Source organism: Pseudomonas sp. UBA6310 (genome assembly GCF_002438225.1).
Classification (GTDB): domain Bacteria; phylum Pseudomonadota; class Gammaproteobacteria; order Pseudomonadales; family Pseudomonadaceae; genus Pseudomonas_O; species Pseudomonas_O kuykendallii.
On record NZ_DJTK01000036.1, the window covers coordinates 1,766 to 28,605 of the forward strand.

The 26,840-nt window shown below is 67.3% G+C and carries 25 protein-coding genes and 2 tRNA genes; 7 read left to right on the plus strand and 20 right to left on the minus strand.

Annotated features, from left to right (window positions below; translation table 11 throughout):
* From B3E91_RS08905 to B3E91_RS08975, 15 genes are all read right to left on the minus strand, one after another.
* A partial coding sequence (locus B3E91_RS08905) for an STN domain-containing protein (protein WP_287029114.1) occupies positions 1 to 410 on the minus strand: 410 nt, incomplete at its 3' end.
* Between the two features lie 121 nt (positions 411 to 531).
* Positions 532 to 1,515: a FecR domain-containing protein gene (locus B3E91_RS08910; protein ID WP_287029116.1), complete on the minus strand. Its 984-nt coding sequence runs from the start codon at positions 1,513 to 1,515 to the stop codon at positions 532 to 534.
* 5 nt (positions 1,516 to 1,520) lie between these two features.
* Positions 1,521 to 2,045 carry a sigma-70 family RNA polymerase sigma factor gene (locus B3E91_RS08915; protein ID WP_287029118.1) on the minus strand — a complete coding sequence of 175 codons (525 nt, stop codon included), beginning with the start codon at positions 2,043 to 2,045 and terminating at the stop codon, positions 1,521 to 1,523.
* Between the two features lie 155 nt (positions 2,046 to 2,200).
* Entirely contained in the window at positions 2,201 to 2,962 is a 762-nt protein-coding gene (locus tag B3E91_RS08920; protein ID WP_422662669.1) for an ATP-binding cassette domain-containing protein, read from the minus strand.
* Positions 2,883 to 4,481, minus strand: coding sequence for a dipeptide ABC transporter ATP-binding protein (locus tag B3E91_RS08925; RefSeq protein ID WP_287029119.1), 1,599 nt, complete (start codon positions 4,479 to 4,481; stop codon positions 2,883 to 2,885). The genes B3E91_RS08920 and B3E91_RS08925 overlap by 80 nt, the downstream gene beginning before the upstream one ends.
* Positions 4,482 to 4,632: 151 nt before the next feature.
* Positions 4,633 to 5,580: an acetamidase/formamidase family protein gene (locus tag B3E91_RS08930; protein ID WP_286785128.1), complete on the minus strand. Its 948-nt coding sequence runs from the start codon at positions 5,578 to 5,580 to the stop codon at positions 4,633 to 4,635.
* A gap of 1 nt (position 5,581) precedes the next feature.
* Entirely contained in the window at positions 5,582 to 7,189 is a 1,608-nt protein-coding gene (locus B3E91_RS08935) for an ABC transporter substrate-binding protein (protein WP_273229586.1), read from the minus strand.
* A gap of 61 nt (positions 7,190 to 7,250) precedes the next feature.
* Positions 7,251 to 8,177 carry an ABC transporter permease gene (locus B3E91_RS08940; protein ID WP_287029120.1) on the minus strand — a complete coding sequence of 309 codons (927 nt, stop codon included), beginning with the start codon at positions 8,175 to 8,177 and terminating at the stop codon, positions 7,251 to 7,253.
* The gene (locus B3E91_RS08945) at positions 8,177 to 9,025 is read right to left on the minus strand and encodes an ABC transporter permease (RefSeq protein WP_273229584.1); all 849 of its coding nucleotides are present in this window, start codon (positions 9,023 to 9,025) and stop codon (positions 8,177 to 8,179) included. The genes B3E91_RS08940 and B3E91_RS08945 overlap by 1 nt, the downstream gene beginning before the upstream one ends.
* A complete protein-coding gene (locus tag B3E91_RS08950) occupies positions 9,022 to 9,618 on the minus strand; it encodes an ANTAR domain-containing response regulator (RefSeq protein WP_287029121.1) in 597 nt (198 codons plus the stop codon). Before B3E91_RS08950 ends, B3E91_RS08945 begins: the two co-directional genes overlap by 4 nt.
* The gene (locus B3E91_RS08955) at positions 9,615 to 10,754 is read right to left on the minus strand and encodes a transporter substrate-binding protein (protein ID WP_287029122.1); all 1,140 of its coding nucleotides are present in this window, start codon (positions 10,752 to 10,754) and stop codon (positions 9,615 to 9,617) included. The genes B3E91_RS08950 and B3E91_RS08955 overlap by 4 nt, the downstream gene beginning before the upstream one ends.
* Before the next feature lie 261 nt (positions 10,755 to 11,015).
* Positions 11,016 to 11,729 carry an LrgB family protein gene (locus B3E91_RS08960; RefSeq protein WP_287029123.1) on the minus strand — a complete coding sequence of 238 codons (714 nt, stop codon included), beginning with the start codon at positions 11,727 to 11,729 and terminating at the stop codon, positions 11,016 to 11,018.
* Complete coding sequence (locus B3E91_RS08965; RefSeq protein ID WP_287029124.1) at positions 11,726 to 12,088, minus strand: CidA/LrgA family protein; 363 nt, start codon at positions 12,086 to 12,088, stop codon at positions 11,726 to 11,728. Before B3E91_RS08965 ends, B3E91_RS08960 begins: the two co-directional genes overlap by 4 nt.
* 9 nt (positions 12,089 to 12,097) lie before the next feature.
* Positions 12,098 to 12,610, minus strand: a complete 513-nt coding sequence (locus B3E91_RS08970; RefSeq protein ID WP_287029125.1) for a DUF934 domain-containing protein — start codon at positions 12,608 to 12,610, stop codon at positions 12,098 to 12,100.
* Complete coding sequence (locus tag B3E91_RS08975) at positions 12,607 to 14,277, minus strand: nitrite/sulfite reductase (RefSeq protein WP_287029126.1); 1,671 nt, start codon at positions 14,275 to 14,277, stop codon at positions 12,607 to 12,609. Before B3E91_RS08975 ends, B3E91_RS08970 begins: the two co-directional genes overlap by 4 nt.
* A gap of 320 nt (positions 14,278 to 14,597) precedes the next feature.
* Here B3E91_RS08975 and ccoN point away from each other — a divergent pair, with 320 nt between their 5' ends.
* Both ccoN and B3E91_RS08985 read left to right on the plus strand, forming a co-directional pair.
* Positions 14,598 to 16,028: a cytochrome-c oxidase, cbb3-type subunit I gene (gene ccoN, locus B3E91_RS08980; RefSeq protein WP_287029127.1), complete on the plus strand. Its 1,431-nt coding sequence runs from the start codon at positions 14,598 to 14,600 to the stop codon at positions 16,026 to 16,028.
* A 9-nt stretch (positions 16,029 to 16,037) separates the two neighbouring features.
* A complete protein-coding gene (locus B3E91_RS08985) occupies positions 16,038 to 16,229 on the plus strand; it encodes a hypothetical protein (protein WP_282338769.1) in 192 nt (63 codons plus the stop codon).
* Between the two features lie 122 nt (positions 16,230 to 16,351).
* Here B3E91_RS08985 and B3E91_RS08990 read toward each other — a convergent pair.
* Positions 16,352 to 16,428: transfer RNA gene (locus B3E91_RS08990), tRNA-Asp, on the minus strand.
* Positions 16,429 to 16,441: 13 nt separating this feature from the next.
* Positions 16,442 to 16,517: transfer RNA gene (locus B3E91_RS08995), tRNA-Val, on the minus strand.
* A 267-nt stretch (positions 16,518 to 16,784) separates the two neighbouring features.
* Between B3E91_RS08995 and rdgC the strand changes: the two genes are divergently transcribed.
* Complete coding sequence (gene rdgC, locus B3E91_RS09000) at positions 16,785 to 17,705, plus strand: recombination-associated protein RdgC (protein ID WP_273229572.1); 921 nt, start codon at positions 16,785 to 16,787, stop codon at positions 17,703 to 17,705.
* Between the two features lie 72 nt (positions 17,706 to 17,777).
* A complete protein-coding gene (locus tag B3E91_RS09005; protein WP_287029128.1) occupies positions 17,778 to 18,719 on the plus strand; it encodes a bile acid:sodium symporter family protein in 942 nt (313 codons plus the stop codon).
* A gap of 826 nt (positions 18,720 to 19,545) precedes the next feature.
* On the opposite strand, the gene B3E91_RS09010 is transcribed toward B3E91_RS09005, so the two are convergent.
* Together B3E91_RS09010 and B3E91_RS09015 are read right to left on the minus strand one after the other, a co-directional pair.
* Complete coding sequence (locus B3E91_RS09010; RefSeq protein ID WP_273235063.1) at positions 19,546 to 20,727, minus strand: CaiB/BaiF CoA transferase family protein; 1,182 nt, start codon at positions 20,725 to 20,727, stop codon at positions 19,546 to 19,548.
* Positions 20,728 to 20,887: 160 nt separating this feature from the next.
* The gene (locus tag B3E91_RS09015) at positions 20,888 to 22,201 is read right to left on the minus strand and encodes a dicarboxylate/amino acid:cation symporter (RefSeq protein WP_287029129.1); all 1,314 of its coding nucleotides are present in this window, start codon (positions 22,199 to 22,201) and stop codon (positions 20,888 to 20,890) included.
* A gap of 324 nt (positions 22,202 to 22,525) precedes the next feature.
* Here B3E91_RS09015 and B3E91_RS09020 point away from each other — a divergent pair, with 324 nt between their 5' ends.
* The 3 genes from B3E91_RS09020 to B3E91_RS09030 all read left to right on the plus strand — a co-directional run bounded on the left by B3E91_RS09020 (position 22,526) and on the right by B3E91_RS09030 (position 25,200).
* Positions 22,526 to 23,521: an AraC family transcriptional regulator gene (locus B3E91_RS09020; RefSeq protein ID WP_287029130.1), complete on the plus strand. Its 996-nt coding sequence runs from the start codon at positions 22,526 to 22,528 to the stop codon at positions 23,519 to 23,521.
* A 77-nt stretch (positions 23,522 to 23,598) separates the two neighbouring features.
* Positions 23,599 to 24,390 carry a dienelactone hydrolase family protein gene (locus tag B3E91_RS09025; RefSeq protein ID WP_287029131.1) on the plus strand — a complete coding sequence of 264 codons (792 nt, stop codon included), beginning with the start codon at positions 23,599 to 23,601 and terminating at the stop codon, positions 24,388 to 24,390.
* Between the two features lie 90 nt (positions 24,391 to 24,480).
* Positions 24,481 to 25,200 carry a 4'-phosphopantetheinyl transferase family protein gene (locus B3E91_RS09030; protein WP_287029132.1) on the plus strand — a complete coding sequence of 240 codons (720 nt, stop codon included), beginning with the start codon at positions 24,481 to 24,483 and terminating at the stop codon, positions 25,198 to 25,200.
* A 9-nt stretch (positions 25,201 to 25,209) separates the two neighbouring features.
* Here B3E91_RS09030 and B3E91_RS09035 read toward each other — a convergent pair whose 3' ends face one another.
* Positions 25,210 to 26,820, minus strand: coding sequence for an ATP-binding protein (locus tag B3E91_RS09035; RefSeq protein WP_287029137.1), 1,611 nt, complete (start codon positions 26,818 to 26,820; stop codon positions 25,210 to 25,212).
* Positions 26,821 to 26,840 lie beyond the last annotated feature (20 nt).

Consider the following 26,840-nt stretch of genomic DNA (forward strand, 5'->3'; position numbering starts at 1 on the left):
CCGGTCACGGTCGCCGGCGCCAGCTGGATCACGCCGCTGGGCGCAATCGGCTGCAGCACATAGCCGCCGCTGGCCTGCGGCAGCGCCTGGATGCCACTGTTCTCCAGCAGACGGGCCAGGGCCTCCGGCACGCTGTAGCGGCCATTCAGCCCGGGGCTGGTCTTGCCGGCGGTGAGGTCGTTGTGCCCGACCAGGTAGATGCCGGCCTGACTGCTGAACTGGTTGAGCGCGGCGCTCAGCGAGCCCGCGGCGATGGCGTACTGGCGTTCGCTGGCGGCGTCCTGGGTGGTTTGCGCGTGAACCTGGCTGGCGGCCAGAAGCAGCGGTGCGCCGGCGAAAACCGGTAGCGCGACGGCGAGCGCCATGGGCCGCAGGGCGAAGCGGCGGGCGAGATGAGCAGGCAAGTGCATGGAGTCCCCTGAAGCGTTCGATTGTCGAGGTTTTCCTGTAAACCGGACGAACATCGAAAAGGGGAACCGACGCGCCGGTTTTATTTTCGGCGGGCCGGCGCCCTGCGCTGCAAACACCCGCTCAGGCGGGCTCGAGGCTGCCCCACCAGGGCGTCATCCACTCCAGGCGAACCGGCAGCGCCGCCGCGATCAGGCGCAGCGCCTGGTCGGTATCGTTGAGCGGGAAGGCACCCATCACCGGCAACCCGGCGACGGCCGGGTTGCAGCCCAGGTGGCCGTGGCGATAGCGCGACAGCTCCTGCACCAGTTGCCCCAGCGGCATGTCCTCGGCGGTCAGCACGTGGCGAATCCAGGATTCGCCGGCACTCAACGCGGGGGCCGGGGCGCCGATCGCCGCCGCGCTGAATTCGACCCGCTGCCCGGCACCGACGATGCTCGTCGCGCCGCTGGCGGCGGTGTGCACTTCCACCGCGCCCTGGTAGACGTTGAGCCGCGTCGTCTCGCCGAACTGGCGCACGGCGAAGCGCGTACCCAGCGCACGCAGCCGGCCATGCTCGGTGTCCACGAGGAACGGACGCTGCGGGTCCTTCGCGGTGTCCACCAGCACTTCGCCGAAGTGCATGCGCAGCAAACGCCGCTCGGCGCTGAAGTCGGCGTCGATGGCGCTCAGCGCACCGAGCCAGAGGTGCGACCCGTCGGCCAGCAGGGTTTCGCGGGTTTCGCCGACGCCGGTGGCGAAGTCCGCGCCCCAGGCGGTGACCAGCCTCGGCAGCGGCGTGCCGCGCCAGGCGCTCCAGCCGAGCAGCGAGCCGCCGGCGAGGATCATCAGCGTCTTCAGCCCCTGGCGACGGCTCAGGCAGGCAGGATCGCCGACCCGCCGCAACACCCCGCTGGACTCCCGTGCGCCCTCCCCCTGCAACGGCGCGAAACGCTGGCCGACGCGCTCAACGTAGCGCCAGGCGTCGCGATGCTCGGCGTGCTGGTCGAACCAGCGCTGCCACTGCTCGCGCAGCTGCGCGCCGCCGTTCTCATCGTGCAGCGCGACGTACCACTGCGCCGCCTGCTGCAGGCTGGCGTGGCTGAGTTTGCCGTCGGGGCTGTGCATGGCGGTCATTCGATCAACAGGCCGTCCAGCTCGGCCTCCAGCAACGCGCAGTGCAGGAAGGCCTGAGCCAGGTACTTCTTCACCATGCGCTCGGACACGCCCAGCTCCACGGCGATCAGGCGGTACGGCATGCCGTCGAGCTGCGCCAGCAGGAACGCCTGGCGCACCCTGGCCGGCAGGCGCAGCAGCATGGCGTCCACCTCGTGCAGGGTTTCGATGATCAGCGCGCGTTGCTCGGGCGAGCCTTGCAGGTGCTCGGAGCGGCTCGCCTGGCTTTCCAGCCAGGCCTGTTCGAGCTGGCGCCGACGCCAGTGATCGATGCACAGGCCGCGGGCGATGGTGGCGAGATAGGAACGCTCGCCGTTGCTGCTGTCGAAGGTGCCCGGCCGCAGCATCACGCGGACGAAGGTGTCCTGCACCAGGTCGGCCGCATCGAAGGCATTGCCGAGACGGCGCTGGAGAAAACCGTGAAGCCAGCGCGAATGGCTGAGATAGAGCGACTGCGGCGAGGAGCCAGGCATCGGGGGCATCGAGAGCACGGTAATGTCCGGCGCAATGCGCCTAAGGTGCGGATGAGAATTAGTTTCAAATGTACCCGATACGATGTAATCGCGGCAATCCATGACGAAAAAGGCGGCGGTGCCTTTCGGTCACCGCCGCCTCGTTCATCCGGACGTTGAAGGTTTCAGCCCACCGCCACCAGGTGATCCACGTCCTGCTGCCGGTACTGCTGCGGCGGCGCGACGTAGCCCTTGGGCTTGATCGGGTCGGGCACCTGGATTTCCCGCAGCAGCGCCTTGAAGTCGCGGCGCTGGTCGACGTCCGGGATCGGCACCGCCGACAACAGGCGCTGGGTGTAAGGGTGCTGCGGGTTGCCGAGCACCTGGTCGCGACGGCCGATCTCGACGATCTGCCCGCAGAACATGACCGCCACCCGATGGCAGATGCGCTCCACCACCGCCATGTCGTGGGAGATGAACAGGTAGCTGAGGTCGTGCTCGCGTTGCAGGCGTTCGAGCAGTTCCAGCACCTGGGCCTGCACCGACACGTCGAGGGCCGAGACCGATTCGTCGGCGACGATCACCTTCGGGTTCAGCGCCAGGGCGCGGGCGATACAGATGCGCTGGCGCTGGCCGCCGNNAGGGTGCGCCGCGCGCACCGTGTGGGATGCGCCATTGGTTGCGGTGCGCATGGCGCACCCTACGTCGAGGCCTTCAGCCGTAGGGTGCGCCGCGCGCACCGTTTGGGGCGCCGTGGTTGCGGTGCGCATGGCGCACCCTACATCGAGGCCATCAGCCGTAGGGTGCGCCGCGCGCACCGTGGGAATGCGCCGCTGGTTGCGGTGCTGGGATGCCGGGGGCGATTCCTCAGTCGATTCCGACGAAGCCACCGGTCTGGTGCGCCCAAAGACGCGCATAGAGTCCGCCCGCGGCGACCAGTTCGGCATGGTTGCCGGTCTCGACGATCCTGCCCTTGTCCAGCACCACCAGCCGATCCAGGCGGGCGATGGTGGACAGGCGGTGGGCGATGGCGATCACCGTCTTGCCCTTCATCAGGGTTTCCAGGCTTTCCTGGATCGCCGCCTCGACCTCCGAGTCCAGCGCCGAGGTGGCCTCGTCCATGATCAGGATTGGCGCGTCCTTGAGCAGCACGCGGGCGATGGCGATGCGCTGGCGCTGGCCGCCGGAGAACATGTGCGGGTAGCGCTGCATCGCCTCCGCCGGCAGGCCGACCTGCTCCAGCAGCTCGGCGACCCGCGCCTGGCGTTGCTGACGGTCGCCTTTGCCGTGGATCAGCAGCGGCTCGCCGACCAGGTCGAGGATCGTCTTGCGTGGGTTCAGCGAGGCGTAGGGGTCCTGGAAGATCATCTGGATGTCCTGGCGCACCTCGCGCAGCGCCTCGCCGCCGATGCCGTTCAGCTCGCGGCCGAGCAGCTTCACGCTGCCGTCGAAGGGCAGCATGCTGAGCAACGCCTTGCCGGTAGTGGACTTGCCACAGCCGCTCTCGCCGACGATGCCCAGGGTTTCGCCCTGGCGCAGACGGAAGCTGACGTTCTCCACCGCGTGCACGTTGCGCGCCGGCTCGAACCAGCCGCCGCGCAAAGGGAAGCGCACCTGCAGGTTGTCCACCTCGAGCACCACCGGACGCTCCTCGCGCGACTCCGGCAACCCGGCGCTGCCGAGCACCGGCACCGCCGCCAGCAGCTTGCGCGTGTAGGCGGCCTGCGGTGCGGCGAACAGGCTGCGCACCTCGGCGCGCTCCTCCATCAATCCCTGGTTCATCACCACCACTTCATCGGCCATCTCGGCGACCACGCCCATGTCGTGGGTGATCATCAGCAGCGTGGTGCCGAACTGCGCCTGCAGCTCGCGCATCAGCTCGAGGATCTGCGCCTGGATGGTCACGTCGAGCGCGGTGGTCGGTTCGTCGGCGATCAGCACGCGCGGCTTGCAGAGCATCGCCATGGCGATCATCACGCGCTGGCGCATGCCGCCGGACAGCTCGTGCGGGTACTGCGCGAGGCGCTTGTCGACCTGCGGCACGCGCACCGCGTCGAGCATCTGCCGGGCCCTCGCGCGGGTTTCCTGGCCGCTCAGCGCCTCGTGCCGGCGCACCGTTTCCTGCAACTGCCGGCCGACCGTCATCAGCGGGTTCAGCGAGGTCATCGGCTCCTGGAAGATCATGCCGATGTCCTTGCCGCGCAGTTCCTGCATCTGCCGGTCGGAGCAGCCGAGCAGGTCGCGGCCCTCGAAGAGGATCGCGCCGCTCGGCACGCTGGCGGCCTTCGGCAGCAGGCCCATGATCGCCAGCGAGGTCAGCGACTTGCCGCTGCCGGATTCGCCGGCGATGCACAGCGTCTTGCCGGCGTGCAGGGCGAAGCTCAACTCGCTGACCACGCGCCGGGGCCCGAAGTCGATGGACAGTCGCTCGACCGACAGCAGCGGTCGCGAGGTTTCGGCGGTCATTCCACTCTCCTTCGAAGAGCAGCTACAAGATCGGCGAGCGAAGGCAAGACAAGGCGAAATGGCCTGAAAAAGCGCAGTTGACGTGCAGTCAATGAGCATTTTGAAGGCCATTTCAACGCCGTATTGCCGAGCGCAGCCATTTTGTAGCCGCTCAGTTGAACACCACTTTCGGGAAGTAGAAGGAAACCACCCAGTTCGGCAGGTCGACCACTTCGCTGATGCGCAGATCGCCGCACACCGAGCAGAGCATGTAGGCCTGTTCGGCCGGCATGCCGTGTTCGCGGCAGAGCCAGTCGACGGTGCCGGCGACGGCCTGGCGCGCCGCCTCCATGAGGTCCGGGCCGATGCCGGTGAAGGCTTCGTAGCCGGCGCTGTCCAGGTGCCGGGTGACCGGCCCCGGCGTGCTGAAGCGCGGCATCGCCAGCGGCGTGGACTTGATCAGGTCGAGCTTGACCACCACGTCCATGGCCGACTCGATGGCCGTGCCGCAGACTTCGCCATCGCCTTGCGCGGCGTGGGTGTCGCCCATGGAGAACAGCGCGCCCTCCACTTCCACCGGCAGGTACAGCGTGGTGCCGGCGGCCAGGTCGCGAATGTCCAGGTTGCCGCCGACGCGCCTTGGCGGCACCACCGAATGCAGGCCCGGCGCCGCCGGAGCGACGCCGATGGTGCCGGCGAACGGCTTCAGCGGCACCTTGGCGAACTGGCCGAACGCCGCGGGCGCGAGGCCCTCGGCGTCGTAGTTCCACAAGGCCAGGGCCGGCTCGGTGAACTGATCGGCGAGCAGCCCGAAACCGGGGATGTTCGCCGTCCAGCCGAAGCCGCAGGGCTTGAAGCTGTCGATGGTCACCTTGAGCACGTCACCCGGTTGCGCGCCCTCGACGAAGATCGGCCCGGTCACCGGGTTGATCCGGTCGAACGGCATGCTCGCCACGTCGGCGACCTTCGATTGCGGGGTGAAGTAGCCGGCCGAGGAATCACGGCACTCGAACTGCAGCTCGCTGCCCGGCGCGACGCGCGCGACGGGCTCGAAGGCATTGTCCCAGCCGAAGTGGCTGTGCACGCTGTGGATGGTCTTGATCAGGCAGTTGTTGCACATCTCACTTCACCCCGATGTAGTCGTAGTTGACCGGCACGTGGACCGGGTCGACGTACAGCGCGTCGTCGCCGCCCATCCGCGCCGAACGCACGGTGAAGCGTTGCTCGTTGAAGATCGGCACCCAGGGCGCGTCGGCCATCACGTCGGTGAAGACCTTGCTCCACAGCGCGATGCGCTCGGCCTGCTGCTCGGGCTTGGCCATCGAGTCGGCGCGCTTGGCTTCGGCGTCGAGCGCCTTGTTGCAGTACAGCGCCCAGTTCCAGCCGCCGGAGACCGCGCCTTCGCAGCCGAGGATCGGCCCGTAGAAGTTCGACGGGTCCGGGAAGTCGGCGATCCAGGCCATGCCGCCGGACCAGACCATCGGTGCCTGGTCCTTCTCGCTGCCGGCGGCGATCACGTTGGCCTGGGCCAGCGACTTGATCTGCGCGCGGATGCCGATCTTCGCCAGGTCCTGCTGGATCGACTGGGCGATGCGCGGCTGCGGGTCGGTGTTCATCACGTACAGCTCGGTGTCGAAGCCCTTCTCGAAACCGGCCTCGGCGAGCAGCTTCTTCGCGCCCTCGACGTCGTAGGGATAACCCTTGAAGCCGGAGTCGTAGCCGGGCATCGCCGGCGGCAGCGGCTGGTTGGCCGGCTTGGCCCGGCCGTTGATCAGGCGCACCACGCGGTCCTTGCTGATCGCCATGTTCACCGCCTGGCGCACCTTGAGGTTGTCGAACGGCGGCAGCGTGGTCTTCAGCGTCAGGTAGCCGGTCTGCAGCTGGTCGCCGGTGACCACCAGGCCCTTCTGTTTCGGGTCGTTCTTGAACTGCAGGAACTGCGCGGGCGGCACGCCGTCGCCGGCGATGTCCACTTCGCCCTTCTGCAGGCGCAGCAGTGCGACCGTCGGGTCCTGGCCGATCTCGAAGCGGATGCCGTCGAGATAGGGCACGCCGCTGCGGTAGTAATTGGGGTTCTTCTTGAAGACCAGTTGCTGGCCGAGCTTCCATTCCTGCAGCTCGAAGGCGCCGGAACCGACCGGGTGCTTGCCGAAGTCGGCGCCCCATTTCTCCACGGCCTCCTTCGGCACCACCGAGGCGAAGTTGATCGCCATGATGTGCAGGAAGGTGGCGTTGGGCTGGCTCAGCTTGATCTTCACCGTGTAGTCGTCGGGCGTGGTCACGCCGGCCAGCGCCTCGCTCTTGCCGCCAGTGACGTCCTCGTAGCCGACGATGGAGGAGAAGAAGCCGGCGCCCGGGCTCTGGGTCTTCGGATTGACGGTGCGCTCCAGCGAGTACTTCACGTCGGCGGCCTTCATCTCGCGGCCGTTGTGGAATTTCACGCCCTTCTTCATGACGAAGGTGTACTCGGTGCCGTCGTCGGAAACCGTGTAGCTCTCGGCCAGCGCCGGGACCAGTTCGGTGGTGCCCGGCTTGTAGTCCATCAGGCGGTCGAAGAGGCTCTTGATCATCGACCAGTTCTGCCAGTCGTAGCCGATGGCCGGGTCGAGGGTGGCGACGTCGTTCTGGTAGGTGACGACCGCTTCGCCGCCATGCTGGGGCTCGGCGGCCAGCAGGTTGCCGGCGAACAGGGTGGCGGCGATGGCCAGGGAAAGTGCCTTGCGTTTCATGTGCTGCAGCCTCTCTTCTCGTTCAAAAGGACGCCCGCCAGACGAGGCAGACGGAAGTAACTCAGTGCTTCTTCACATCGATTCGCGGGTCGACCAGCGGAATCACCAGGTCGGCCAGCAGGTTGCCGAGGACGATGGCCACCGCCGAGACCGTGGTCACGCCGACGATCACCGGGATGTCCACCTGCTGGATCGCCTGCCAGGCCAGTTGGCCGATGCCCGGCCAGCCGAACACCGACTCGACCACCACCAGCCCGCCCATGAAGATGCCGATGTCGATGCCGATCATCGGGATCACCGGCACGATGGCGTTCGGCAGCACATGGCGGAACACCACGCGCACCCGGCTCAGGCCCTTGGCCCGCGCGGTGCGGATGAAGTCCTGGTGGAGCACCTCGACCATCGAGGAGCGCACCATCCGCGAGTACCAGCCGCTGCCGAGGATGCCCAGGGTCAGCGCCGGCAGCAGGATGTGACGGAACTCGCCGTAGCCGCCCATGGGGAACCAGTCCAGGCGCACGGCGAAGAAGTAGAGGAACAGCATCGCCGCGATGAACTGCGGCGAGGACACGCCGACGAAGGAGAAGGCCATCAGCAGGCGGTCGATGAAGCTGTCGCGCTTGAGCGCGGCGACGATGCCCAGGCCGATGCCGATCAGCAGCTCGAAGGCGATGCCCAGGCCCATCAGTTGCAGCGACGGCACCAGCCGCGCGCCGATCAGCTCGGAGACCTGCGAACGCTGTATGAACGAGCGCCCGAGGTCGCCGTGCAGCAGGCCTTTGAGGTACTGGAAATACTGCTGGTAGAACGGCAGGTCGAGGCCGAGCTGGTGGCGGATATTGGCGACGATCTCCGGCGTGGCGCTGCGCCCGGCGATCTGCCGCGCCGGGTCGGCCGGCAGCATGAACAGCAGCAGGTAGGTGATCAGCGTGACGCCGAGCAGGATCAGGATCGAATAGACGACGCGGCGGGCGACGAAGGCGAACATCAGCTTCTCCCCTTGAGGGTCGGGTCGAGGGCATCACGCAGCGCATCGCCGACCAGGTTGAACGCCAGCGACAGCGCGACGATGGCGGCGCCGGGGAACAGCACCAGCCAGGGCGCCGAGGTGAAGTAGGTCTGGCTCTCGAAGATGATGTTGCCCCAGCTCGGCGTGGGCGGTTGCACGCCGACGCCGAGGAACGACAGCGTGGCTTCCAGCAGCACGGTGGTGGAAATCCCCAGCGTGGCCCAGACCAGGATGGTCGGCACCAGGTGCGGCAGCAGGTGCGAGAAGAGGATGCGCAGGCGGCTGGCGCCGAGGGTGCGCTCGACCTCGACGAAGTCCCGCGCGGCCAGCGCCACGGTCTCGGAATAGATCACCCGGGCGATCTGCACCCAGTTCACCATGGCGATCACCAGCGCGACGATCCACACGCTGGGCTGGAAGATCGCCGCCAGGGCGATCGCCAGCAGCAGCGCCGGGAAGGCCATCATCAAGTCGGTGAAGCGCATCAGCACGCTGCCCAGCCAGCCGCGGACGAAACCGGCGGTCAGCCCGACCAGGGTGCCGATCAGCACCGCGATGCCGTTCGCCAGCAGGCCGATGAACAGCGAGGTGCGCGCGCCGTAGAGCAGCCGCGAAAGCAGGTCGCGCCCGAGCAGGTCGGTGCCCATGCGGTAGGTGGCGTCCGGCGGCAGCGGCGCGCCTTCCAGCGACAGGCCCTCGATGAACTGTTCGGACGGGTCGAAGGGCGCGGCCCAGGGGGCGAAGATCGCCAGCAGCACCACGGCGACGATGAACAGCAGCGAGATCGCCACCGACGGCCGTCGCAGCAGGGTCTTCAGCGTACTCATGAACGCCCCTCGTGGCGGTTCTCGACGGCGGCGCCGACCAGCTCGGCGCAGATGTCCTCGAGGCTGCGGTTGAGCTCCATGGACAGCTTGCGGATGTGTTCGTAGGCGCGGTTCTCGTCCAGCTCCCGCTCGACCATCAGCCGCGCCAGGGCCTGCGCCACCAGGCGCCGGCTGGCGACCTTCTCGGCCAGCGAATGGCTGCGCTGCTGCTCGGCGGCGAGGCGCTGGCGCAGTCCGATGGCCATCATCAGCGTGGTGTACACCGAGCCCTGGGTGATCGGCTTGTTGAGCATCGCCGTGGCGCCCAGCTCCAGAGCGCGCTGGATCTGCGACAGCGTCTCGTGCTGGGTCAGGGCGATGATCGGCAGGCCGGCGGCGTTGGCCTGCTCGACGATGCGCGGGCTGGCGAAATGATCCAGCTCGACCACCAGCGCGAGGACCTGCTCCAGCGCCTGCGGCGCGTCGGCGTGCAGCGGCTGCGAGGCGATGCCCAGGCGCTGCAGGCTCTTCTGCAGCGCGGCCAGGCTGCGTTCGTCGCAATCCACCAGCAGCAGGCTCGCGCTGCCGAATGACGGGCGTTTGCTCAGGCTCATCGGATGATCCTCAGGTGCGGGCGCAGCGCCGTGCCGGGCGCTGCGCGAAACGGTTCGAGATCGGTCGCGGTGAGGTACGGATCGGCCTCCTGCATCAGGGTTTCGGCCTCCAGGACGGAGAAACGTTTGCCCTTGAGTTCGGCGATGTAGCTGGGCAGGCAGGCATGGTTGTTCTGCGCGGCGATCCGCAACTCGCCGAGAATGGTCGCCACCGGCGCCGCGTAGAGCGCCTGGCAGACCGCCTCCGGGGTGTCGTCGCCGCTGCGCTGGCAGGCCTCGGCGAAGAGGTGCACGGCGGCGTAGGCGCAGGCGTAGTAGTGCGAATACGGGTGTAGCCCGTGCAGGCGGCGCTGGCGCTGGCTGAAGGCCGGGTCGACCTCCTCGAAGAACGGCCCGCAGGAGAGCAGGCGCAGCGCGCGCATCTCGCCGACGCCGACCAGCTCGCCCTCGGTGAGGTTGCAGCTCAGCACCGGCAGGCGCAGGCCGCGGTCCAGGCAAGCGGCGTCCAACTGACGGAGGAAGGCGTGCGACGAGTCGCCGACCAGGTTGTTGAGGATGAACGCCGGCGGCGCCTGCAGCAGCGCCTCGACCACTTCGGCGAAGTGGGTTTCGCCCAGGTGAAAGTACTTCTCGCCCAGCACCTCGCCCTGCGCCACGCCGAGCACTTCGCGGGCGATGCGGTTGCTCTCCCAGCCCCACACGTAGTTCGAGCCGATCAGGTAGGCCTGCTTGCCGAACGCCTGCAACGAATGGCGCAGCAGCGGGATCAGCGTCTGGTTCGGGCAACCGCCGAGGTAGAGGACGTTCTCGCTGCTCTCGAAGCCTTCGTAGGGGCACGGGTACCAGAGCAGCGTACCGCGCTGTTCGAGGTCGGGAATCAGCTCCTTGCGGCTGGCCGAGGTGATCGGCCCGAACACATGGCGGATGCCTTCGCGATGCAGTTCGCCGAGCGCCTCGGCGTAGCGCTCCAGGCGGCCCTCGGGGTTGAGATGGCGCAGGCGCAGGTCGAAATCGAACGCCTGGCTCCGGTTGATCTCGTCGACCGCGTGTTCGATTCCCGCCAGGGCGTTCCGCCCCATGTGCCGGTAGGTGCCGCTGGTGGACAACAGGGCGCCGAAGGTCACTGTGCCGCGCATGTTTCGCTCCGCAAAAAAAAACCTGAACGACCGTCCGGGGACAGTCGTTCAGGCTTCGTTACCTGTGCGCATCGAGGCGCTTGTGGGTTAAAGGCTGACAGGCCGGAGGCCCTGCTTTGCGATCACTATAGAAAGATACGTGCCAGGTTGTCACACCCGGCGTGATTTCTGGCGTCGGCCATCGGCCAGGCTGTGCCAGTGCCGCCAGCCTGCACCAGTATGGCGCAGCGACCCGGACGATGCGCCGTCAGGAGGCACCGCTCAGTAGAAACGCAGCAGCGGCAACAGCAGCGCGATGAGGATGCCCACCAGGCTCATCGCCAACGCGGAGAAGGCGCCGCACTCCTCGGCCTCCTCCAGCGCCCGGGCGGTGCCGATGGCATGGGCGTTTATGCCGTAGCTCAGGCCGCGCGCGGCCGGGTGATCGACGCCCGCCCAGCGCAGCAGCGTCGGCCCCAGCGCGGTGCCGACGACACCGGTGAGCATCACCAGCACCGCCGCCAGCGAGGCGTTGCCGCCCAGTTGCTCGGCCACCAGCATGGCGATCGGCATGGTCGCCGAACGCGGCGCCAGGCTCATCATCACCGGCAACTCGGCGCCCAGCAGCCAGGCGATCAGCAGCGTCAGCGCCACCGTCAGGCTGCCACCGACCAGTACGGTGATCAGGATCGGCCAGAACAACAGGCGGATGCGCCGCAGGTTGCGGTACAGCGGCACCGCCAGGGCAACCGTCGCCGGGCCGACCAGGATCGCCAGCGGCGCGGCGCCGGCGCGGTAGTCGGCGTAGTCGATACCGCAGACCAGCAACGCACCGACCACCAGGATCACCGAGACCATCACCGGCTGCAGCACCAGCCAGCCGCTGCGCCGGTACAGCGCATGGGCCAGCTGGAAAGCGATCAGGGTCAGTGCCAGGGAGAACAGCGGATGACCGATCACCGCGCGGCTGGCGGCGTGCCAGTCGACGGCGCTCATCGCGATTCCTCGCGCTGCTCCAGGCGCCGCGTCAGGCGCTGCATCAGCCAGCCGCAGAACGGCACCGTGATCAGCAGCGAGATCACCAGCGCCGCCGAGATCGCCAGCAGGTTGCCGAGCAGCACGCTGCCGCTGTCGATGATCCCCGCCGCGGCCGGCACCAGCAGCAACGGCAGGTACAGCAGCAGGCCGCTGGCCGCCTGGTTCAGCGGCTCGCCCACCTCGCCGCGCAGCAACAGCAGGGCGAACAACAGCAACATGCCGATGATCGGCCCCGGCAGCGCCGGTAACAGCAGGGCATTCAGCGCACTGCCGAGCAGTTGCAGCAGCACCAGCCAGGTCAGGCCTCTTAGCAGCATGGGTAATCCTCAATCGCGGCGGCGGAACAGCGGCCGGGGTTCGATGGCGGAGCGGCCGTAGAGCACGCTCATCCCGGCCAGTCCCTTGAGTGCATCCTGCGCCGACTTGTCCTCGCGCACGGCGAAGGCGTCGAAACCGCACTGGCGCATGTGCGCGAGCTGGTCGCGCAGCACATCGCCGATCGCGCGCAGCTCGCCGCTCCAGCCCAGGCGCGTGCGCAGAAGGTACGCCTGACTGTAGCCGCGTCCGTCGCGGAAGCTGGGGAAGTCTATGGCGATCAGCGGCAGCACCGCCAGCCAGGGCTGCAGCACCTCGACCTCGTCGTCCGGCGCCAGCCACAGGCCCTGCAGGCTGAAGCGCTCACCGCGCAGCACCGCTTCGTCCTGCGCCGCGCGCCAGTCGGCCAGCGGCAGGATCAGTCGCCCGGAAGGCCGCGTCGCCGGGCTTTCGCGCAGCAGCTGCCAGGGATCGTCGTCGCTCACGCGGGGCTGGCCCTCGACCAGCCGGATCAGGTTGTTCATGCCGGCACCGCCCGTTGCCGGTAGACGCATTCCTTGAACGGCTCCAGACCGATGCGCTCCAGGGTATCGACGAAGCGCTCTTCGCTCTCGCGGTAGGCGAGGTAGGTGCCGACGACCTTCTCGATCACCTCGGGAATGTCCGCCGCGTCGAACGACGGGCCGATCACCTTGCCCAGCGCGGCGCCCCGGCCCTGGGCGCCGCCGAGCGTGACCTGGTACCACTCGCTGCCATTCTTGTCGACGCCGAGGATGCCGATGTTGCCGATGTGGTGGTGGCCGCAGGCGTTCATGCAGCCGGAGATGTTCAGGCTGATCTCGCCAATGTCGTGCAGGTAGTCGAGGTCCTCGAAGCGCTTCTGGATCGCCTGCGCCACCGGGATCGACTTGGCGTTGGCCAGCGAGCAGTAGTCGCCGCCCGGACAGGCGATCACGTCGCTGAGCAGGCCGACGTTGGGCGTCGCCAGGCCCGCTTCGCGCGCCAGCAGCCAGAGGGCATGCAGGTCGCTCTTGCGCACGTCGGGCCACACCAGGTTCTGCTCGTGGGCGATGCGGATTTCCGCGAAGCCGAAGCGCTCCGACCAGTCCGCCACGGCCTCCATCTGCACTGCGTAGACATCCCCCGGTGGCGCCGCCGCGCCGGGCTTGGTCGACAGCACCACGGACGCGTAACCCGGCATCTTGTGCGGGCGGACGTTGTGCTCGACCCAGCGGGCGAAGGCCGGGTCGCTCGCCAGTTGCGTGCCGAAGGTCAGATCGACGCTGCCCAGCGGCTGGTACTCCGGTGTGCGGAACGAGCGCGCGACGCGCTGGTATTCGGCGTCGGTCAGCTCGGCCGGGCCGTCCTTGATCTGCTGCCACTCGCGCTCGACTTCCTCGGCGAACGCCTCGATGCCCAGCGCTTTTACCAGGATCTTGATCCGCGCCTTGTACTTGTTGTCGCGCCGGCCGTGGCGGTTGTAGACCCGCAGCACGGCTTCGACGTAGGACAGCAGGTGGCGCCAGGGTAGCGCCTCGCGGATCGGCTGGCTGAGGATCGGGGTGCGCCCGAGGCCGCCGCCGACCATCACCCGCAGGAGCATTTCGCCGTCGGCGCCGCGATAGACGTAGAAGCCGATGTCGTGCATGCGGATCGCCGCGCGATCCTCCAGGGACGAGCACAGGGCGATCTTGAACTTGCGCGGCAGGAAGAGGAATTCGGGGTTCACCGTCGACCACTGGCGAAGGATTTCCGCCAGCGGGCGCGGGTCGATGATCTCGTCGGCGGCAACGCCGGCGAAAGCCTCGGTGGTGATGTTGCGCACGCAGTTGCCGGAGGTCTGGATGGCGTGCATGTCGACTTCGGCGAGGTGCTGCAGGATGTCCGGGGTCTGCGCCAGCTCGATCCAGTTGAACTGGATGTTCTGCCGCGTGGTGAAGTGCCCGTAGCCACGGTCGTAACGCCGGGCGATCAGCGCCAGCGTGCGCAACTGAGTCGCCGACAGCGTGCCGTAGGGAATCGCCACGCGCAGCATGTAGGCATGCTTCTGCAGGTACAGGCCGTTCTGCAGGCGCAGCGGGAGGAACTCCTCCTCGCTCAGCTCGCCCTCGAGGCGTCGCGTCACCTGGTCGCGAAACTGCGCCACACGTTCGTGGACCAGCGCCCGGTCATAGTCGTCGTACAGGTACATCCTGAGCATCCTCGCTGCGCGCACCACACGCGACGCCGGCAGAACGGCTGCGCGGCCTCGGGCGGTGGGAGCGTGACTATGCCTGCGCCGGCAGGTGATAAAACAGCGGCAGATAAACCTGAAAAAAGCAGATCAGATGAAAAACGACAGTGCCGCTCCGCTGAGCCGAACCGGGTTGAGTGATCCATCCTGCCAGCGACTCTCGCCCGATCATCTGATCCGTATTTCGGTGATTTATCTGAGTCTGTTTAGTCGACCGCGACTTTTCTACATTGGCGCCCCATCGGCCCCGAGAGGCCAGCCCGCAGAAAGGTCCCGCCATGCATGCCGCCACATCCTCCCCACAGGCCTACAACTACAAGGTCGTCCGCCAGTTCGCCGTGGCGACCGTCGTCTGGGGCGTGCTCGGCATGGCGCTGGGCGTTTTCATCGCCTCGCAGCTGGTCTGGCCGGAACTGAATTTCGACACGCCGTGGCTGAGCTTCGGCCGCCTGCGTCCGCTGCACACCAGCCTGGTGATCTTCGGCTTCGCCGGCAGCGCGCAGTTCGCCGCGAGCTACTACGCAGTACAGCGCACCTGCCAGGTGCGGCTGTTTTCCGACGGCCTGGCGGGCTTCACCTTCTGGGGCTGGCAGGCGGTGATCGTGATCCTGCTGGTCACGCTGCCGCAGGGCCTGACCACCACCAAGGAATACGCGGAAATCGAGTTCACCGGCGCGGTGTGGATGGCCATCGTCTGGGTCGCCTACGCGGTGGTCTTCTTCACCACCCTGGTGCGCCGCACCACGCCGCACCTGTACGTCGGCAACTGGTTCTTCGGCGCCTTCATTCTGGTCATCGCGATGCTGCACATCGTCAACCACGCGGCGATTCCGGTGAGCTGGTTCAAGTCCTACTCGCTCTACGCCGGCGCCACCGACGCGATGGTGCAGTGGTGGTACGGGCACAACGCGGTGGGCTTCTTCCTCACCACCGGCTTCCTCGGGATGATGTACTACTTCGTCCCCAAGCAGACCGGCCGCCCGGTTTACTCGTACAGGCTGTCCATCGTGCATTTCTGGGCGCTGATCAGCCTGTACATCTGGGCCGGACCGCACCACCTGCACTACACCGCGTTGCCGGACTGGGCGCAGAGCCTGGGCATGGTGATGTCGATCATCCTCCTGGCGCCGAGCTGGGGCGGCATGATCAACGGGATGATGACGCTCTCCGGCTCCTGGCATAAGTTGCGCACCGACCCGATCCTGCGCTTCCTCGTGGTCTCGCTGGCGTTCTACGGGATGTCCACCTTCGAAGGTCCGATGATGGCGATCAAGACCGTCAACGCCCTCTCCCACTACACCGACTGGACCATCGGCCACGTGCATGCCGGCGCGCTCGGCTGGGTGGCGATGATCACCTTCGGCTCGCTGTATCACCTGATCCCGCGGGTCTACGGCCGCGACGGCATGCACAGCACGGCGCTGATCAACCTGCACTTCTGGCTGGCCACCATCGGCACGGTGCTCTATATCGCCTCGATGTGGGTCAACGGCATCACCCAGGGCCTGATGTGGCGCGCGGTGAACGAGGACGGCACCCTCACCTACTCCTTCGTCGAGGCGCTGCAGGCCAGCCATCCGGGCTTCATCGTGCGCATGGCCGGCGGGCTGTTCTTCCTTAGCGGCATGCTGCTGATGTCCTACAACGTCTGGCGTACCGTGCGCGGCGCATCGCCCGAGCGGGTCGACGCCTTCGCCCATTCGGCCTGAGGAGCAACCATGACGGAATGGCTGTGGAGCCTGGCGGTACTGACGCTGTTCTACTTGGCCGTGCAGCTCAGCCTGCGCGGCCGCAGCGCCGAAGACATCGACGAGGCGACGCAGCTGCCGTTCGCCGATGATCCATACCTGCAACAGCGCATGCGCTGGCAGGCCAGCCGCGAGCGCGAACACGGGAAAGAACGCAGGTAACGAAGCGCCGGCCGACGAGGCCGGCGCGAGAAGAAAGGAGTTGCGGAAGGCAGAAACGAAAAAAGCGGCCAATGGCCGCTTTCTCGTAGCTTCAAGGTGTTCAGTGGGCCTTGAAGCGAATATGGCGCAGCGGACGGGACTCGAACCCGCGACCCCCGGCGTGACAGGCCGGTATTCTAACCGACTGAACTACCGCTGCGCATTACCTCGAGTGGTGGGTGATGACGGGATCGAACCGCCGACCCTCTGCTTGTAAGGCAGATGCTCTCCCAGCTGAGCTAATCACCCTTGCTCTCGAAGTGGGGCGCATTCTAGAGAGGCATCCCTACCTTGGCAAGTCCTTTCAGTAATTTTTTTTTGCTTCTTTTCCAATGGCTTAGCAAAACGGCCGGCGACGCGCGAGTTTCCTCCTTGGAGCTCTTCACCCGGCGTTCGGCGCGCCGGCTGCCAGCGGGGATTTCCCCGGAACCGGCAGGCGGACAATCACCTTTGTGCTTGGCCTGAACCGCGCGGAACGGAATAATGGGCGTTTTGCGTCTGGAGAGACTCCCTGCCATGTGGTTCCGCAACCTGCTCGTCTATCGCCTCACCCAGGACATTCCCCTCGACGCCGAAACCCTGGAAACCGCCCTCGCGGAAAAACTCGCACGCCCCTGCGCCAGCCAGGAAATCGCCACCTACGGTTTCATCCCGCCGTTCGGCAAGGGCGATGACGCGCCGCTGGTCCACGTCAGCCAGGACTTCCTGCTGGTCGCCGCGCGCAAGGAAGAACGCATCCTGCCGGGTTCGGTGGTCAAGGACGCGCTGAAGGACAAGGTCGACGAGATCGAAGCCGAGCAGATGCGCAAGGTCTACAAAAAGGAACGCGACCAGATCAAGGACGAGATCGTCCAGGCCTTCCTGCCGCGCGCCTTCATCCGCAAATCCGCCACCTTCGCCGCCATCGCGCCCAAGCAGGGCCTGATCCTGGTGGACGCCGCCAGCCCGAAACGCGCCGAAGACCTGCTCTCCACCCTGCGTGAAGTGCTCGGCTCGCTGCCGCTGCGCCCGCTGAGCGTGAAGGTTGCACCGACCGCCACCATGACCGAATGGGTCAAGACCCAGGAAGCCGCCACCGACTTCTACGTGCTCGACGAATGCGAGCTGCGCGACACCGAGGAAGACGGCGGCGTGGTGCGCTGCAAGCGCCAGGACCTGACCAGCGACGAAATCCAGCTGCACCTGTCCTCCGGCAAGCTGGTCACCCAGCTGTCCCTGGCCTGGCAGGACAAGCTGTCGTTCGTCCTCGACGACAAGATGGTGATCAAGCGTCTGCGTTTCGAAGCCTTGCTGCAGGATCAGGCCGAACAGGACGGTGGCGACGAAGCCCTCGGCCAGCTCGACGCCAGCTTCACCCTGATGATGCTGACGCTGGTGGATTTCCTGCCGCAGCTGTTCGAAGCCCTCGGCGGCGAAGAACTGCCCCAGGCGGTCTGATCCGCGGCACGTCGGGCGCTCAGCGCCCGGTAGCGGCTCGCCATAACAAGAACGTCCCGAGGTTTCTTCCGCATGCGTGCCCTTGCCGCCCTCAGCCGCTTCGTCGGCAACAGCTTCGCCCTCTGGGTGCTGGCGTTCGCCCTGCTGGCGTTCTTCTTCCCGGGTGCCTTCAAGCCGCTCGCGGTGGCCATCGTGCCGCTGCTCGGGCTGGTGATGTTCGGCATGGGCCTGACGCTCAAGGCCGCGGACTTCGCCGAGGTCGCGCGCCACCCGTGGCGCGTGCTGCTCGGCGTGGTGGCGCATTTCGTGATCATGCCGGGCATGGCCTGGCTGCTCTGCGCGCTGCTGCGGCTGCCGGCGGAAATCGCCGTCGGGGTGATCCTGGTCGGCTGCTGCCCGAGCGGCACCGCGTCCAACGTGATGACCTGGCTGTCGCGCGGCGACCTGGCGCTGTCGGTGGCGATCGCCGCCGTCACTACCCTGCTCGCCCCGCTGCTGACGCCGGCGCTGATCTGGCTGCTGGCCTCGGCCTGGCTGCCGGTGTCCTTCGCCGCGCTGTTCTGGTCGATCCTGCAGGTAGTTCTGTTGCCGATCGCCCTCGGGGTGATCGCCCAGCGCCTGCTCGGTCCGCGCGTGCAGCGGGTCGAGGAGGTGCTACCGCTGGTTTCGGTGGTCAGCATCGTGATCATCGTCGCCGCCGTGGTCGCCGCCAGCCAGGCGAAGATCGCCGAATCCGGCCTGTTGATCATGGCCGTGGTGATCCTACACAACGGCTTCGGCTTCCTCCTCGGCTACTTCACCGCGCGCCTGTTCGGCCTGCCATTGGCGCAGCGCAAGTCGCTGGCGCTGGAAGTCGGCATGCAGAACTCCGGCCTCGGCGCGGCCCTGGCCAGCGCGCATTTCTCGCCCCTGGCAGCGGTGCCCAGCGCGCTGTTCAGCGTCTGGCACAACATCTCCGGCGCGCTGCTCTCGACCTGGTTCCGGCGCATGCCGGAAGACGCCGAAAAGCACTGATCGCCAGGCAAGGCCGGGGTACTCGACTCTGCCTGGTGGGTTACGCGGCGGGGGATTCGGTAAGCCGCAGGCTTCGCTGCGCCGCTAACCCACCCTACGTCAGGGATGTCGTCGCTGCGTGGCTCGCCTTCATCCGCAAGGATGTCTGGAACCGCCACAGAGCCGTAGGGTGGGCTTCAGCCCACCGCCGCCCTCAAGCATCCGCGCATCGCGTGGGCTGAAGCCCACCCTACCGCCTGACACAGGGCGGGTGAAACCCGCGATCCGCCTGCACGCGGCGAATACCGCAAACGCGGGGTGCACCCGCCCTACGTCTTCGCGTTCATCCGCAAGAATGTCTGGAACCGCCACAGAGCCGTAGGGTGGGCTTCAGCCCACCGCCGCCCTCAAGCATCGCGTGGGCTGAAGCCCACCCTACTGACTGACGCAGGGCGGGTGAAGCCCGCGACCTGGGTGCATGAGTCGAACACCGCAAACGCGGGTTGCACCGCCCTACGCTTTCGCGTTCATCCGCAAGAATGTCTGGAACCGCTACAGAGCCGTAGGGTGGGCTTCAGCCCACCGCCGCCCTCAAGCATCGCGTGGGCTGAAGCCCACCCTACTGTTGCCTGACGTAGGGCGGGTGAAGCCCGCGATCTGGGTGCATGAGTCGAACACCGCAAACGCGGGGTGCACCGCCCTACGCATCCGCACTGATCCGCAAAGAATCCCTGGAACCGCCACAGAGCCGTAGGGTGGGCTTCAGCCCACCGCCGCGCTCAAGCATCCGTGCATCGCGTGGGCTGAAGCCCACCCTACGAATCCGCATTCATCCGCAAAGAATCCTTCAGCCCAGCGCCCCGCTGCTGCGCAGCGCCTCGATGTGCTCCGCCGCGTAGCCCAACTCGCGCAACACCTCGTCGGTGTGCGCGCCCAGCGCCGCACCGATATGGCGTGGCTCGGGCAGGCCGGAGGAAAACCTGATCGGGCAGCCGATCTGCCGTTGCGCCGGCGCGTCTTCGCGCGGCACCTCGACCACCAGCTCGCGCGCCTTGATCTGCGGATGCTCGACGGCCTCGGAGAGCGGCAGCACCGGCTCGACGCAGGCATCGATGGCGGCGAACAGCGCGCTGCACTCGGCGAAGTCGCGGCGCTCGATCTCGATGGCAATCTCGCGTTTCAGCGCCCGCTGCACGTCGGGGTCCGGCGACAGGCCGCGCGGCGCCAGCTCCGGCCGGCCGAGCGCTGCGCAGAAGGCCTGCATGAATGCCGGCTCGAGGCTGCCGACGGAAAACCAGCGGCCATCGCGGGTGCGGTAGTGGTCATAGAAGCTGCCGCCGTTCAGCGCCTGGCTTTCCAGCCCCGGCTCGACGCCGCAGGCCAGGTAGCCGGCACCGGCCATGCCATTCAGGGCGAATGCGCAATCGGTCATGCTGATGTCGACCTGCTGCCCTTCCCCACTGTGCTGACGCTGGATCACCGCGGCGAGCAGCCCGAGCGCGCCATGCAGCGAGCCGCCGGCGAGGTCGGCGACCTGCATGCCCAGCGGCAGCGGGCCGCTGTCGGCGCGTCCGGTGTAGCTTGCGAGGCCGGACAGCGCCAGGTAGTTGATGTCGTGCCCGGCGCGCTCGCGGTACGGCCCGGTCTGCCCGTAACCGGTGATCGAGACGTAGATCAGCGCCGGATTCACCGCCTTCAATGCGGCGTAGCCGACGCCCAGGCGATCCATCACCCCAGGGCGGAACTGCTCGAGGACGATGTCGTAGTCCAGCACCAGGCGCTTGACCAGGTCCACCGCCTCCGGCCGCTTGAGATCGAGGCCGATGCTGCGCTTGTTGCGGTTGAGGTAGGCGTGGCTGGCCGAAGTGTCGCCATCGTGCGGCGGCAACGCGCGAACCAGATCCAGCCGCCCGGGCGACTCCACGCGCAGCACCTCGGCGCCCATGTCGGCCAGCAGCAGCGAGGCGAACGGCCCCGGTAGCAGGGTGGAAAAATCGAGGATCTTCAGCGACGACAGCGGCCCTTTCATCCAGGCTCCATTTTCTTGTTGGTCTGCCTGCAGCGTAAAGGGTGGCGGGCGATGCGCTCAATAACGCCAGCGCTCGAGCCGATTGACGCAATCCGCCAGGCAAAAAAAGCCCGCCAGGCGGCGGGCTTTTCATCGAGCAGCGCTCGAAGGGTGGTGCGACTCAGACGTGCAGCGGCTTGCTCTCGATGGGCGTTTCGCCCAGCAGCTCGTCCGGCGTGCCGCGACCGTGCAGCTCGTCGTCCAGGGCTTTCTCGTCCAGCTGCTTGCACCACTTGGCGACGACGATGGTCGCCACGCCGTTGCCGACCAGGTTGGTCAGCGCGCGGGCTTCGGACATGAAGCGGTCGATACCGAGGATCAGCGCCAGGCCGGCAACCGGCAGGTGGCCGACGGCGGACAGGGTGGCGGCGAGCACGATGAAGCCGCTACCGGTGACGCCGGCGGCGCCCTTGGAGGCGATCAGCAGCACGATCAGCAGGGTGATCTGGTGGCTGATATCCATCGGCGTGTCGGTGGCCTGGGCGATGAACACCGCGGCCATGGTCAGGTAGATGGAGGTGCCGTCGAGGTTGAACGAGTAACCGGTGGGGATCACCAGGCCGACCACGGACTTGTTGGCGCCGAGTTTTTCCATCTTGGCGATCATGCGCGGCAGCGCCGATTCCGAGGAGGACGTGCCCAGCACGATCATCAGTTCTTCACGGATGTACTTGATGAACTTGATGATGCTGAAGCCGTGCGCGCGGGCAATGGCGCCCAGCACCAGCAGCACGAACAGCAGGCAGGTGATGTAGAAGCAGGCCATCAGCTGACCCAGCTGCACCAGCGAACCGACGCCGTACTTGCCGATGGTGAAGGCCATGGCGCCGAAGGCACCGATGGGCGCGACCTTCATGATCACGTTGATGATGTTGAAGAAGATGTGCGAGATGCGCTCGATGAAGTCGAACACCGGACGGCCGCGCTCGCCCAGGCGATGCAGGGCGTAGCCGAAGAGTACGGAGAAGAACAGCACCTGGAGGATGTCGCCGTTGGCGAAGGCGCCGACCACGGTCCCCGGAATCACGTTCATCAGGAAGTCGATGGTGCTCTGCTTCTCGCCGGCAGCGGCGTAGGCAGCGATACCCGAGGTATCCAGCGAGGCCGGATCGACGTGCATGCCGACGCCGGGCTGGGCGACGTTGACCACGACCAGGCCGATGATCAGGGCGATGGTGGAAACGATCTCGAAGTACAGCAGCGCCATGCCGCCGGTCTTGCCGACCGCTTTCATGCTCTGCATGCCGGCGATGCCGGTGACCACGGTGCAGAAGATGATGGGGGCGATGACCATTTTGATCAGTTTCACGAATCCGTCGCCCAGCGGCTTCATCGCCGCGCCGGTCTGCGGATAGAAGTGGCCGAGCAGAATGCCGATGGCGATTGCCACCAGGACCTGGACATAGAGACTTTTGTAGAAGGGCTGACGAGTCATGGAAGGTTCCCGGGCGTCGCACTGCCTGGAGCAGCGCACACCTCTGACTGAGGTTTTATGATTGTTGGCCCCGGGCGCGCCGGGTATCAGCCTTATCGCAAGCGCTGTGCCAATTCCTCTTCAAGTTTTTTATCCTTTAAATTCAACGACTTAATAAACAATCACTGCCGCGCGCGCGCTTGGGGATGGCGGAAACCCGCCCTTTGCCTGGCGACAACCCGCCCGGATGGCGGCTTTTCGCCACTCGCCCTCGCCAGGCCGCCACGCTTGTGAGGCATCCGGTCGCGCTCTACCATCGGCGCGCACCGGAACGAGGGAAGCGCCTTGCGCGAACGCACGATTTCCAATCATTTCGTCCGCGCGGCGCTGCGTGGGGTGGAGCGCCGCGGCCTGGCGCCCGACGCCCTGCTGCTCGGCGCCGGCATCCCGCCGGCGCTGCTCAAACAGCCGCGCGCGCGGATCGCGCCGGAGCAGTTCGCCCGCCTGGTGCAGTTGCTCTGGGAAGTGCTCGACGACGAATACCTCGGCCTCGGCAACCAGCCGAGCAAGCGCGGCACCTTCGCCATGATGGGCCACGCCATCATCCATTGCCGCAACCTGGAAAAGGCCCTGCAGCGCGGCGCCCTCTTCTATGGCCTGTTCCCCGGCTCGCCGGGCATCCGCCTGCACCGCGAGGGCGAGCAGGTTCGCCTGTCGGTCGACGACGTCGGCGCCTGGGACGACGAGCATTTCCTGCTGGAAAGCCTGCTGGTGATCTGGCATCGCCTGGGCAGTTGGCTGATCGGCCAGCGCATCCGCCTCGATGAAGTGACCTTCAGCTATCCGGCGCCCGCGCACCACGCCGAGTACGACCTGCTGTTCCCCTGCCCGCATCGTTTCGAGGCGGCCGCCAACAGTTTGCTGTTCAACGCCCGCTACCTGCCCATGCCGCTGCTGCAGGACGAGCGCACGCTCAAGCGCTTCCTCTTGCATTCGCCGGCCGATCTGCTGGCCAGGCCGGATGGCGGCGACAGCCTGACCAGCCGCATCCGCCGCCTGCTCGGCCGCGAGTGCGAACACTGGCCGGACCTCGACAGCATCGCCCGCCAGTTGCACATGAGCCCACAGACGCTGCGCCGCCACCTGCACGAGGAAGGCACCAGCTTCCAGGAGCTGAAGGACCACTTGCGCCGCGACCTGGCGATCTACCAGCTGGGCAGCGATCTGCCGATCCAGCGCATCGCCGAGCGCCTGGGCTTTTCCGAGCCATCGGCGTTCCATCGGGCGTTCAAGAAGTGGACCGGCCTAACCCCGGGCGCCTACCGCGCGCAGGAAAGCTGAGCCGTCGCCAGGCGCCTCGCTTCACAGGCGCGGCATTTCGACCTAGGCTTGGGCGCTCGACAACCAAGGAACCTGCCATGCGCATTTGCCTGCTCGGCCTGCTGATGCTCTTCAGCGGCCTCTCGTCCGCCGCCATCAAGACCCAGGAAATCCCCTACGAAAGCGCCGACGGCACCAAGCTCATCGGTTACTTCGCCTATGACGATGCCATCGAAGGCCCGCGCCCCGGCGTGATGGTGGTCCACGAATGGTGGGGGCTGAACGACTACGCCAAGCGCCGTGCACGCGATCTCGCCGGCCTCGGCTACGCCGCCCTGGCCATCGACATGTATGGCGGCGGCAAGAACACCGAGCATCCCAAGGACGCCCTCGCCTTCATGCAGGCGGCCACCGCGGATGCCGCGGCGAGCAAGGCGCGCTTCCTCGCCGGCCTCGACCTGATCAAGGCGCAGCCGCAGACGGATGCCAAACAGATCGCCGCGATCGGCTACTGCTTCGGCGGCAAGGTGGTGCTGGACATGGCCCGCCAGGGTGTCCCGCTGCTCGGCGTGGTGAGCTTCCACGGCGCCCTGGTGCCGGCCGTCCCGGCGACCAAGGGCAGCATCAAGGCACGCATCCTGGTCGAGCACGGCGAAGCCGACAGCATGGTCACGCCCGAGCAGGTCGCCGCGTTCAAGGAAGAGATGGACGACGCCGACGCCGATTACGACTTCGTCAGCCTGCCCGGCGCCAAGCACGGCTTCACCAACCCCGATGCGGACCGCCTGAGCCATGGCGAGCACGGCGGGCCGGACATCGGCTATCAGAAGGAAGCCGACGAGAGTTCCTGGGCCGACATGAAATCCTTCCTCCGGGGGGTGTTCGATTAACCGCCGCGCCACCACCGGCCCGCGCCTGCCGCGGGCGCGGTTTTCGCAAACAGGTCGCCGCCGGCAACCAGGCTGCGGCAGAATAGCCGCATGACTTCCTACTCCCCCCGGCTTCCCGCCTGCTGCCCGACACTGACCGCCGACTGGCCGTTTCCCACCGTGCTGCCCGGCCTTTCGCTGGTGAAGGCCGCGTTCGACGCCGAGCGGCTCGAACTCGCCGACTTCGCCCGCTGCGGCATCGTCCCGCCCTCGAACATCCTCGGCGCCATCGCCAAGCGCAAGGCCGAGTTCCTCGCCGGGCGCCTGTGCGCGCGCGAAGCGCTGGCGCATATGCGCGGCCGCGCGGAAACGCCGATGGTGGCCGAGGACGGCGCGCCGCAGTGGCCGGTCGGCACCTGCGGCTCGATCACCCACAGCAAGGGCTGGGCCGCCGCCATCGTCGGCGACAGCCAGCGCTGGCGAGGCCTTGGCCTGGACGCCGAAGTGCCGCTCACCGACGTGCGCGCGCAGCGCCTGTGCAGCGAAATCCTCACCGAAGCCGAGCAGCAGCGCCTGGCCGCCGGCGACTGCTCCCTCGCGGTGACGCTGACCTTCTCGCTCAAGGAATGCCTGTACAAGGCGCTCTATCCGCTGGTGCACAAGAACTTCTATTTCCAGGATGCCGAAGTGCTGCGCTGGGACGAGCAGGGCCATGCGCGCCTGCGCTTGCTCAAGACGCTCTCGCCGGAATGGCACGTTGGCGTCGAACTGGACGGCCAGTTCACCCTGGTCGACGGGCGCCTGCTCAGCCTGGTGGCCGTCGAAGCCTGACCTCGCGCGCTACGGCGTGCGCTCCTCCTGCTCCTGGCGCAACGGCCAGACCAGGCTGAAACAGGCGCCGCCAAGGCTTTCGCTGCGACCGATCTGGGCGCGGCCGGCGTGCCAGTAGATGATCCGCCGAACGATCGAAAGCCCCAGGCCATGCCCGCCCGACGCGCGGGTACGGCTGTCGTCGAGGCGCAGGAAGGGCGTGAAGATGCGCTCCCAGGCGTCCTCGGGAACGCCGGGGCCGTCGTCCTCCACATCTATACGGCAACGCCGCGGCCCCGCCCTGAAGCTCACCCGCACCCGCGACTCGGCGTGGCGCAGGGCGTTGGTCACCAGGTTCTGCAAGGCGCGGTGCAGATAACGCGCCTCGCCTTCCACCCGCACGCCCACCGCGCTGGGCGCGCCGCGCTCCAGGCGCACCCCGGGGCGCAGCGGAGCCAGCTCGCCGATCACCTGGTCGAGCAACGCGTCGATGTCCAGCAGCTGGAAATTCAGCGCCGGCGAGCCCTGCTCCAGGCGCGCGTAGGTGAGCATCTCGTCCACCAGACGATCCAGGTCCTGGATATCGCCGTCCATGCCGTCCATGTACTTGCGCCGCGCCTGCTCGGTTTCCGCGTCGCCGATCATCTCCAGCCCGAAGCGCAGCCGCGCCACCGGCGTGCGCAGCTCGTGGGACACTGCCCGGACCATCTCGCGCTGCACCGACAGCAGCCGCTGCAGATGCTCCGCCATGCCGTTGAACGCCGCGGCCAGGCGCCCCACAGAATCGGCGCCGCCGGCCGGCACGCGCGCCTCCAGGTTGCCGCCGGCGATGCGCGTGGCGGCCGCCTCCAGGCCGCGCAGGCGCTGCTCCAGCTGACGCACCAGCAGGTACACGGCGAGCCCGATCAGGCTCAGACCGAGCAGCCCGATCAGCACCAGCAGCTGCGGCGGATAGGGATTCATCTGGTACAGCGGGCCGATTTCCAGCAACCAGGGCGTGTTGACCATGCCGGCGAACACGCGGATCGAATCGCCACCCTTGCCCAGCGCCATCACAGTGTCGCCCTCGTCGATCCGGCGGCGCTGGTCGGCGTCCAGATCGGCGTTATCCAGCGGGCGCAGGCTGAGGTCGAAACCGAACTGCTTGGCCTGCTTCAACTCGGCCAGCCGGCTCGGCTGCTCGGCCGGCGGGTAATGCACCAGTTCGTCCATCAGCAGGTAGACGGTGGCGCGCGCCAGCTGCTCGCTGATCTGCCCGACCTCGCTGGTGAGCATCACCCCTTCGGCGTCGCTGATCAGGCTGAAGATCTTCGCCGCGTGCGGCCCGGTCTGCTCCACCAGCACCTGGCCGTGCAGCAGGCGGGCGCGCTCGCGGCTGTCCAGCGAGGTGTCGAGCAGCGGCTGGATTTCCAGCGGAATGCCCAGCAGGCGCCCCCACAACGCGGTGGAACGGCGGCGCTCGACGTCGCTCATCGGCGCCAGGTTGTCGGCCATCAAGCGGAAGGTGCCGCGCGCGAGGTTCTCGCGGTACTGGTCGCTGCGCACCTTGTTGACCAGGTGCACCGTCGCGAAGCCGAGCAGCGCCACCAGGACGATGGCCGCGAGCATGCCGCCGTAGATGCGCAGGAAGATCGAGTTCAGCGCGGCGCCCCGCCGCGCGC

Coding starts and splice junctions, on each gene's coding strand:
- B3E91_RS08915 (WP_287029118.1), bottom strand. CDS start 2,045: ATGCCCCCGATGCCTGGCTCCTCGCCGCAGTCGCTCTATCTCAGCCAT.
- B3E91_RS08940 (WP_287029120.1), bottom strand. CDS start 8,177: ATGTTCGCCTTCGTCGCCCGCCGCGTCGTCTATTCGATCCTGATCCTG.
- B3E91_RS08970 (WP_287029125.1), bottom strand. CDS start 12,610: ATGAACAACCTGATCCGGCTGGTCGAGGGCCAGCCCCGCGTGAGCGAC.
- B3E91_RS08960 (WP_287029123.1), bottom strand. CDS start 11,729: ATGAGCGCCGTCGACTGGCACGCCGCCAGCCGCGCGGTGATCGGTCAT.
- B3E91_RS08930 (WP_286785128.1), bottom strand. CDS start 5,580: ATGTGCAACAACTGCCTGATCAAGACCATCCACAGCGTGCACAGCCAC.
- B3E91_RS09010 (WP_273235063.1), bottom strand. CDS start 20,727: ATGAAAGGGCCGCTGTCGTCGCTGAAGATCCTCGATTTTTCCACCCTG.
- rdgC (WP_273229572.1), top strand. CDS start 16,785: ATGTGGTTCCGCAACCTGCTCGTCTATCGCCTCACCCAGGACATTCCC.
- B3E91_RS08925 (WP_287029119.1), bottom strand. CDS start 4,481: ATGACCGCCGAAACCTCGCGACCGCTGCTGTCGGTCGAGCGACTGTCC.
- B3E91_RS09030 (WP_287029132.1), top strand. CDS start 24,481: ATGACTTCCTACTCCCCCCGGCTTCCCGCCTGCTGCCCGACACTGACC.
- B3E91_RS08975 (WP_287029126.1), bottom strand. CDS start 14,277: ATGTACCTGTACGACGACTATGACCGGGCGCTGGTCCACGAACGTGTG.
- B3E91_RS08950 (WP_287029121.1), bottom strand. CDS start 9,618: ATGAGCCTGAGCAAACGCCCGTCATTCGGCAGCGCGAGCCTGCTGCTG.
- B3E91_RS08955 (WP_287029122.1), bottom strand. CDS start 10,754: ATGCGCGGCACAGTGACCTTCGGCGCCCTGTTGTCCACCAGCGGCACC.
- B3E91_RS08910 (WP_287029116.1), bottom strand. CDS start 1,515: ATGCACAGCCCCGACGGCAAACTCAGCCACGCCAGCCTGCAGCAGGCG.
- B3E91_RS09025 (WP_287029131.1), top strand. CDS start 23,599: ATGCGCATTTGCCTGCTCGGCCTGCTGATGCTCTTCAGCGGCCTCTCG.
- B3E91_RS09005 (WP_287029128.1), top strand. CDS start 17,778: ATGCGTGCCCTTGCCGCCCTCAGCCGCTTCGTCGGCAACAGCTTCGCC.
- B3E91_RS09015 (WP_287029129.1), bottom strand. CDS start 22,201: ATGACTCGTCAGCCCTTCTACAAAAGTCTCTATGTCCAGGTCCTGGTG.
- B3E91_RS08935 (WP_273229586.1), bottom strand. CDS start 7,189: ATGAAACGCAAGGCACTTTCCCTGGCCATCGCCGCCACCCTGTTCGCC.
- B3E91_RS08945 (WP_273229584.1), bottom strand. CDS start 9,025: ATGAGTACGCTGAAGACCCTGCTGCGACGGCCGTCGGTGGCGATCTCG.
- B3E91_RS08965 (WP_287029124.1), bottom strand. CDS start 12,088: ATGCTGCTAAGAGGCCTGACCTGGCTGGTGCTGCTGCAACTGCTCGGC.
- ccoN (WP_287029127.1), top strand. CDS start 14,598: ATGCATGCCGCCACATCCTCCCCACAGGCCTACAACTACAAGGTCGTC.
- B3E91_RS08985 (WP_282338769.1), top strand. CDS start 16,038: ATGACGGAATGGCTGTGGAGCCTGGCGGTACTGACGCTGTTCTACTTG.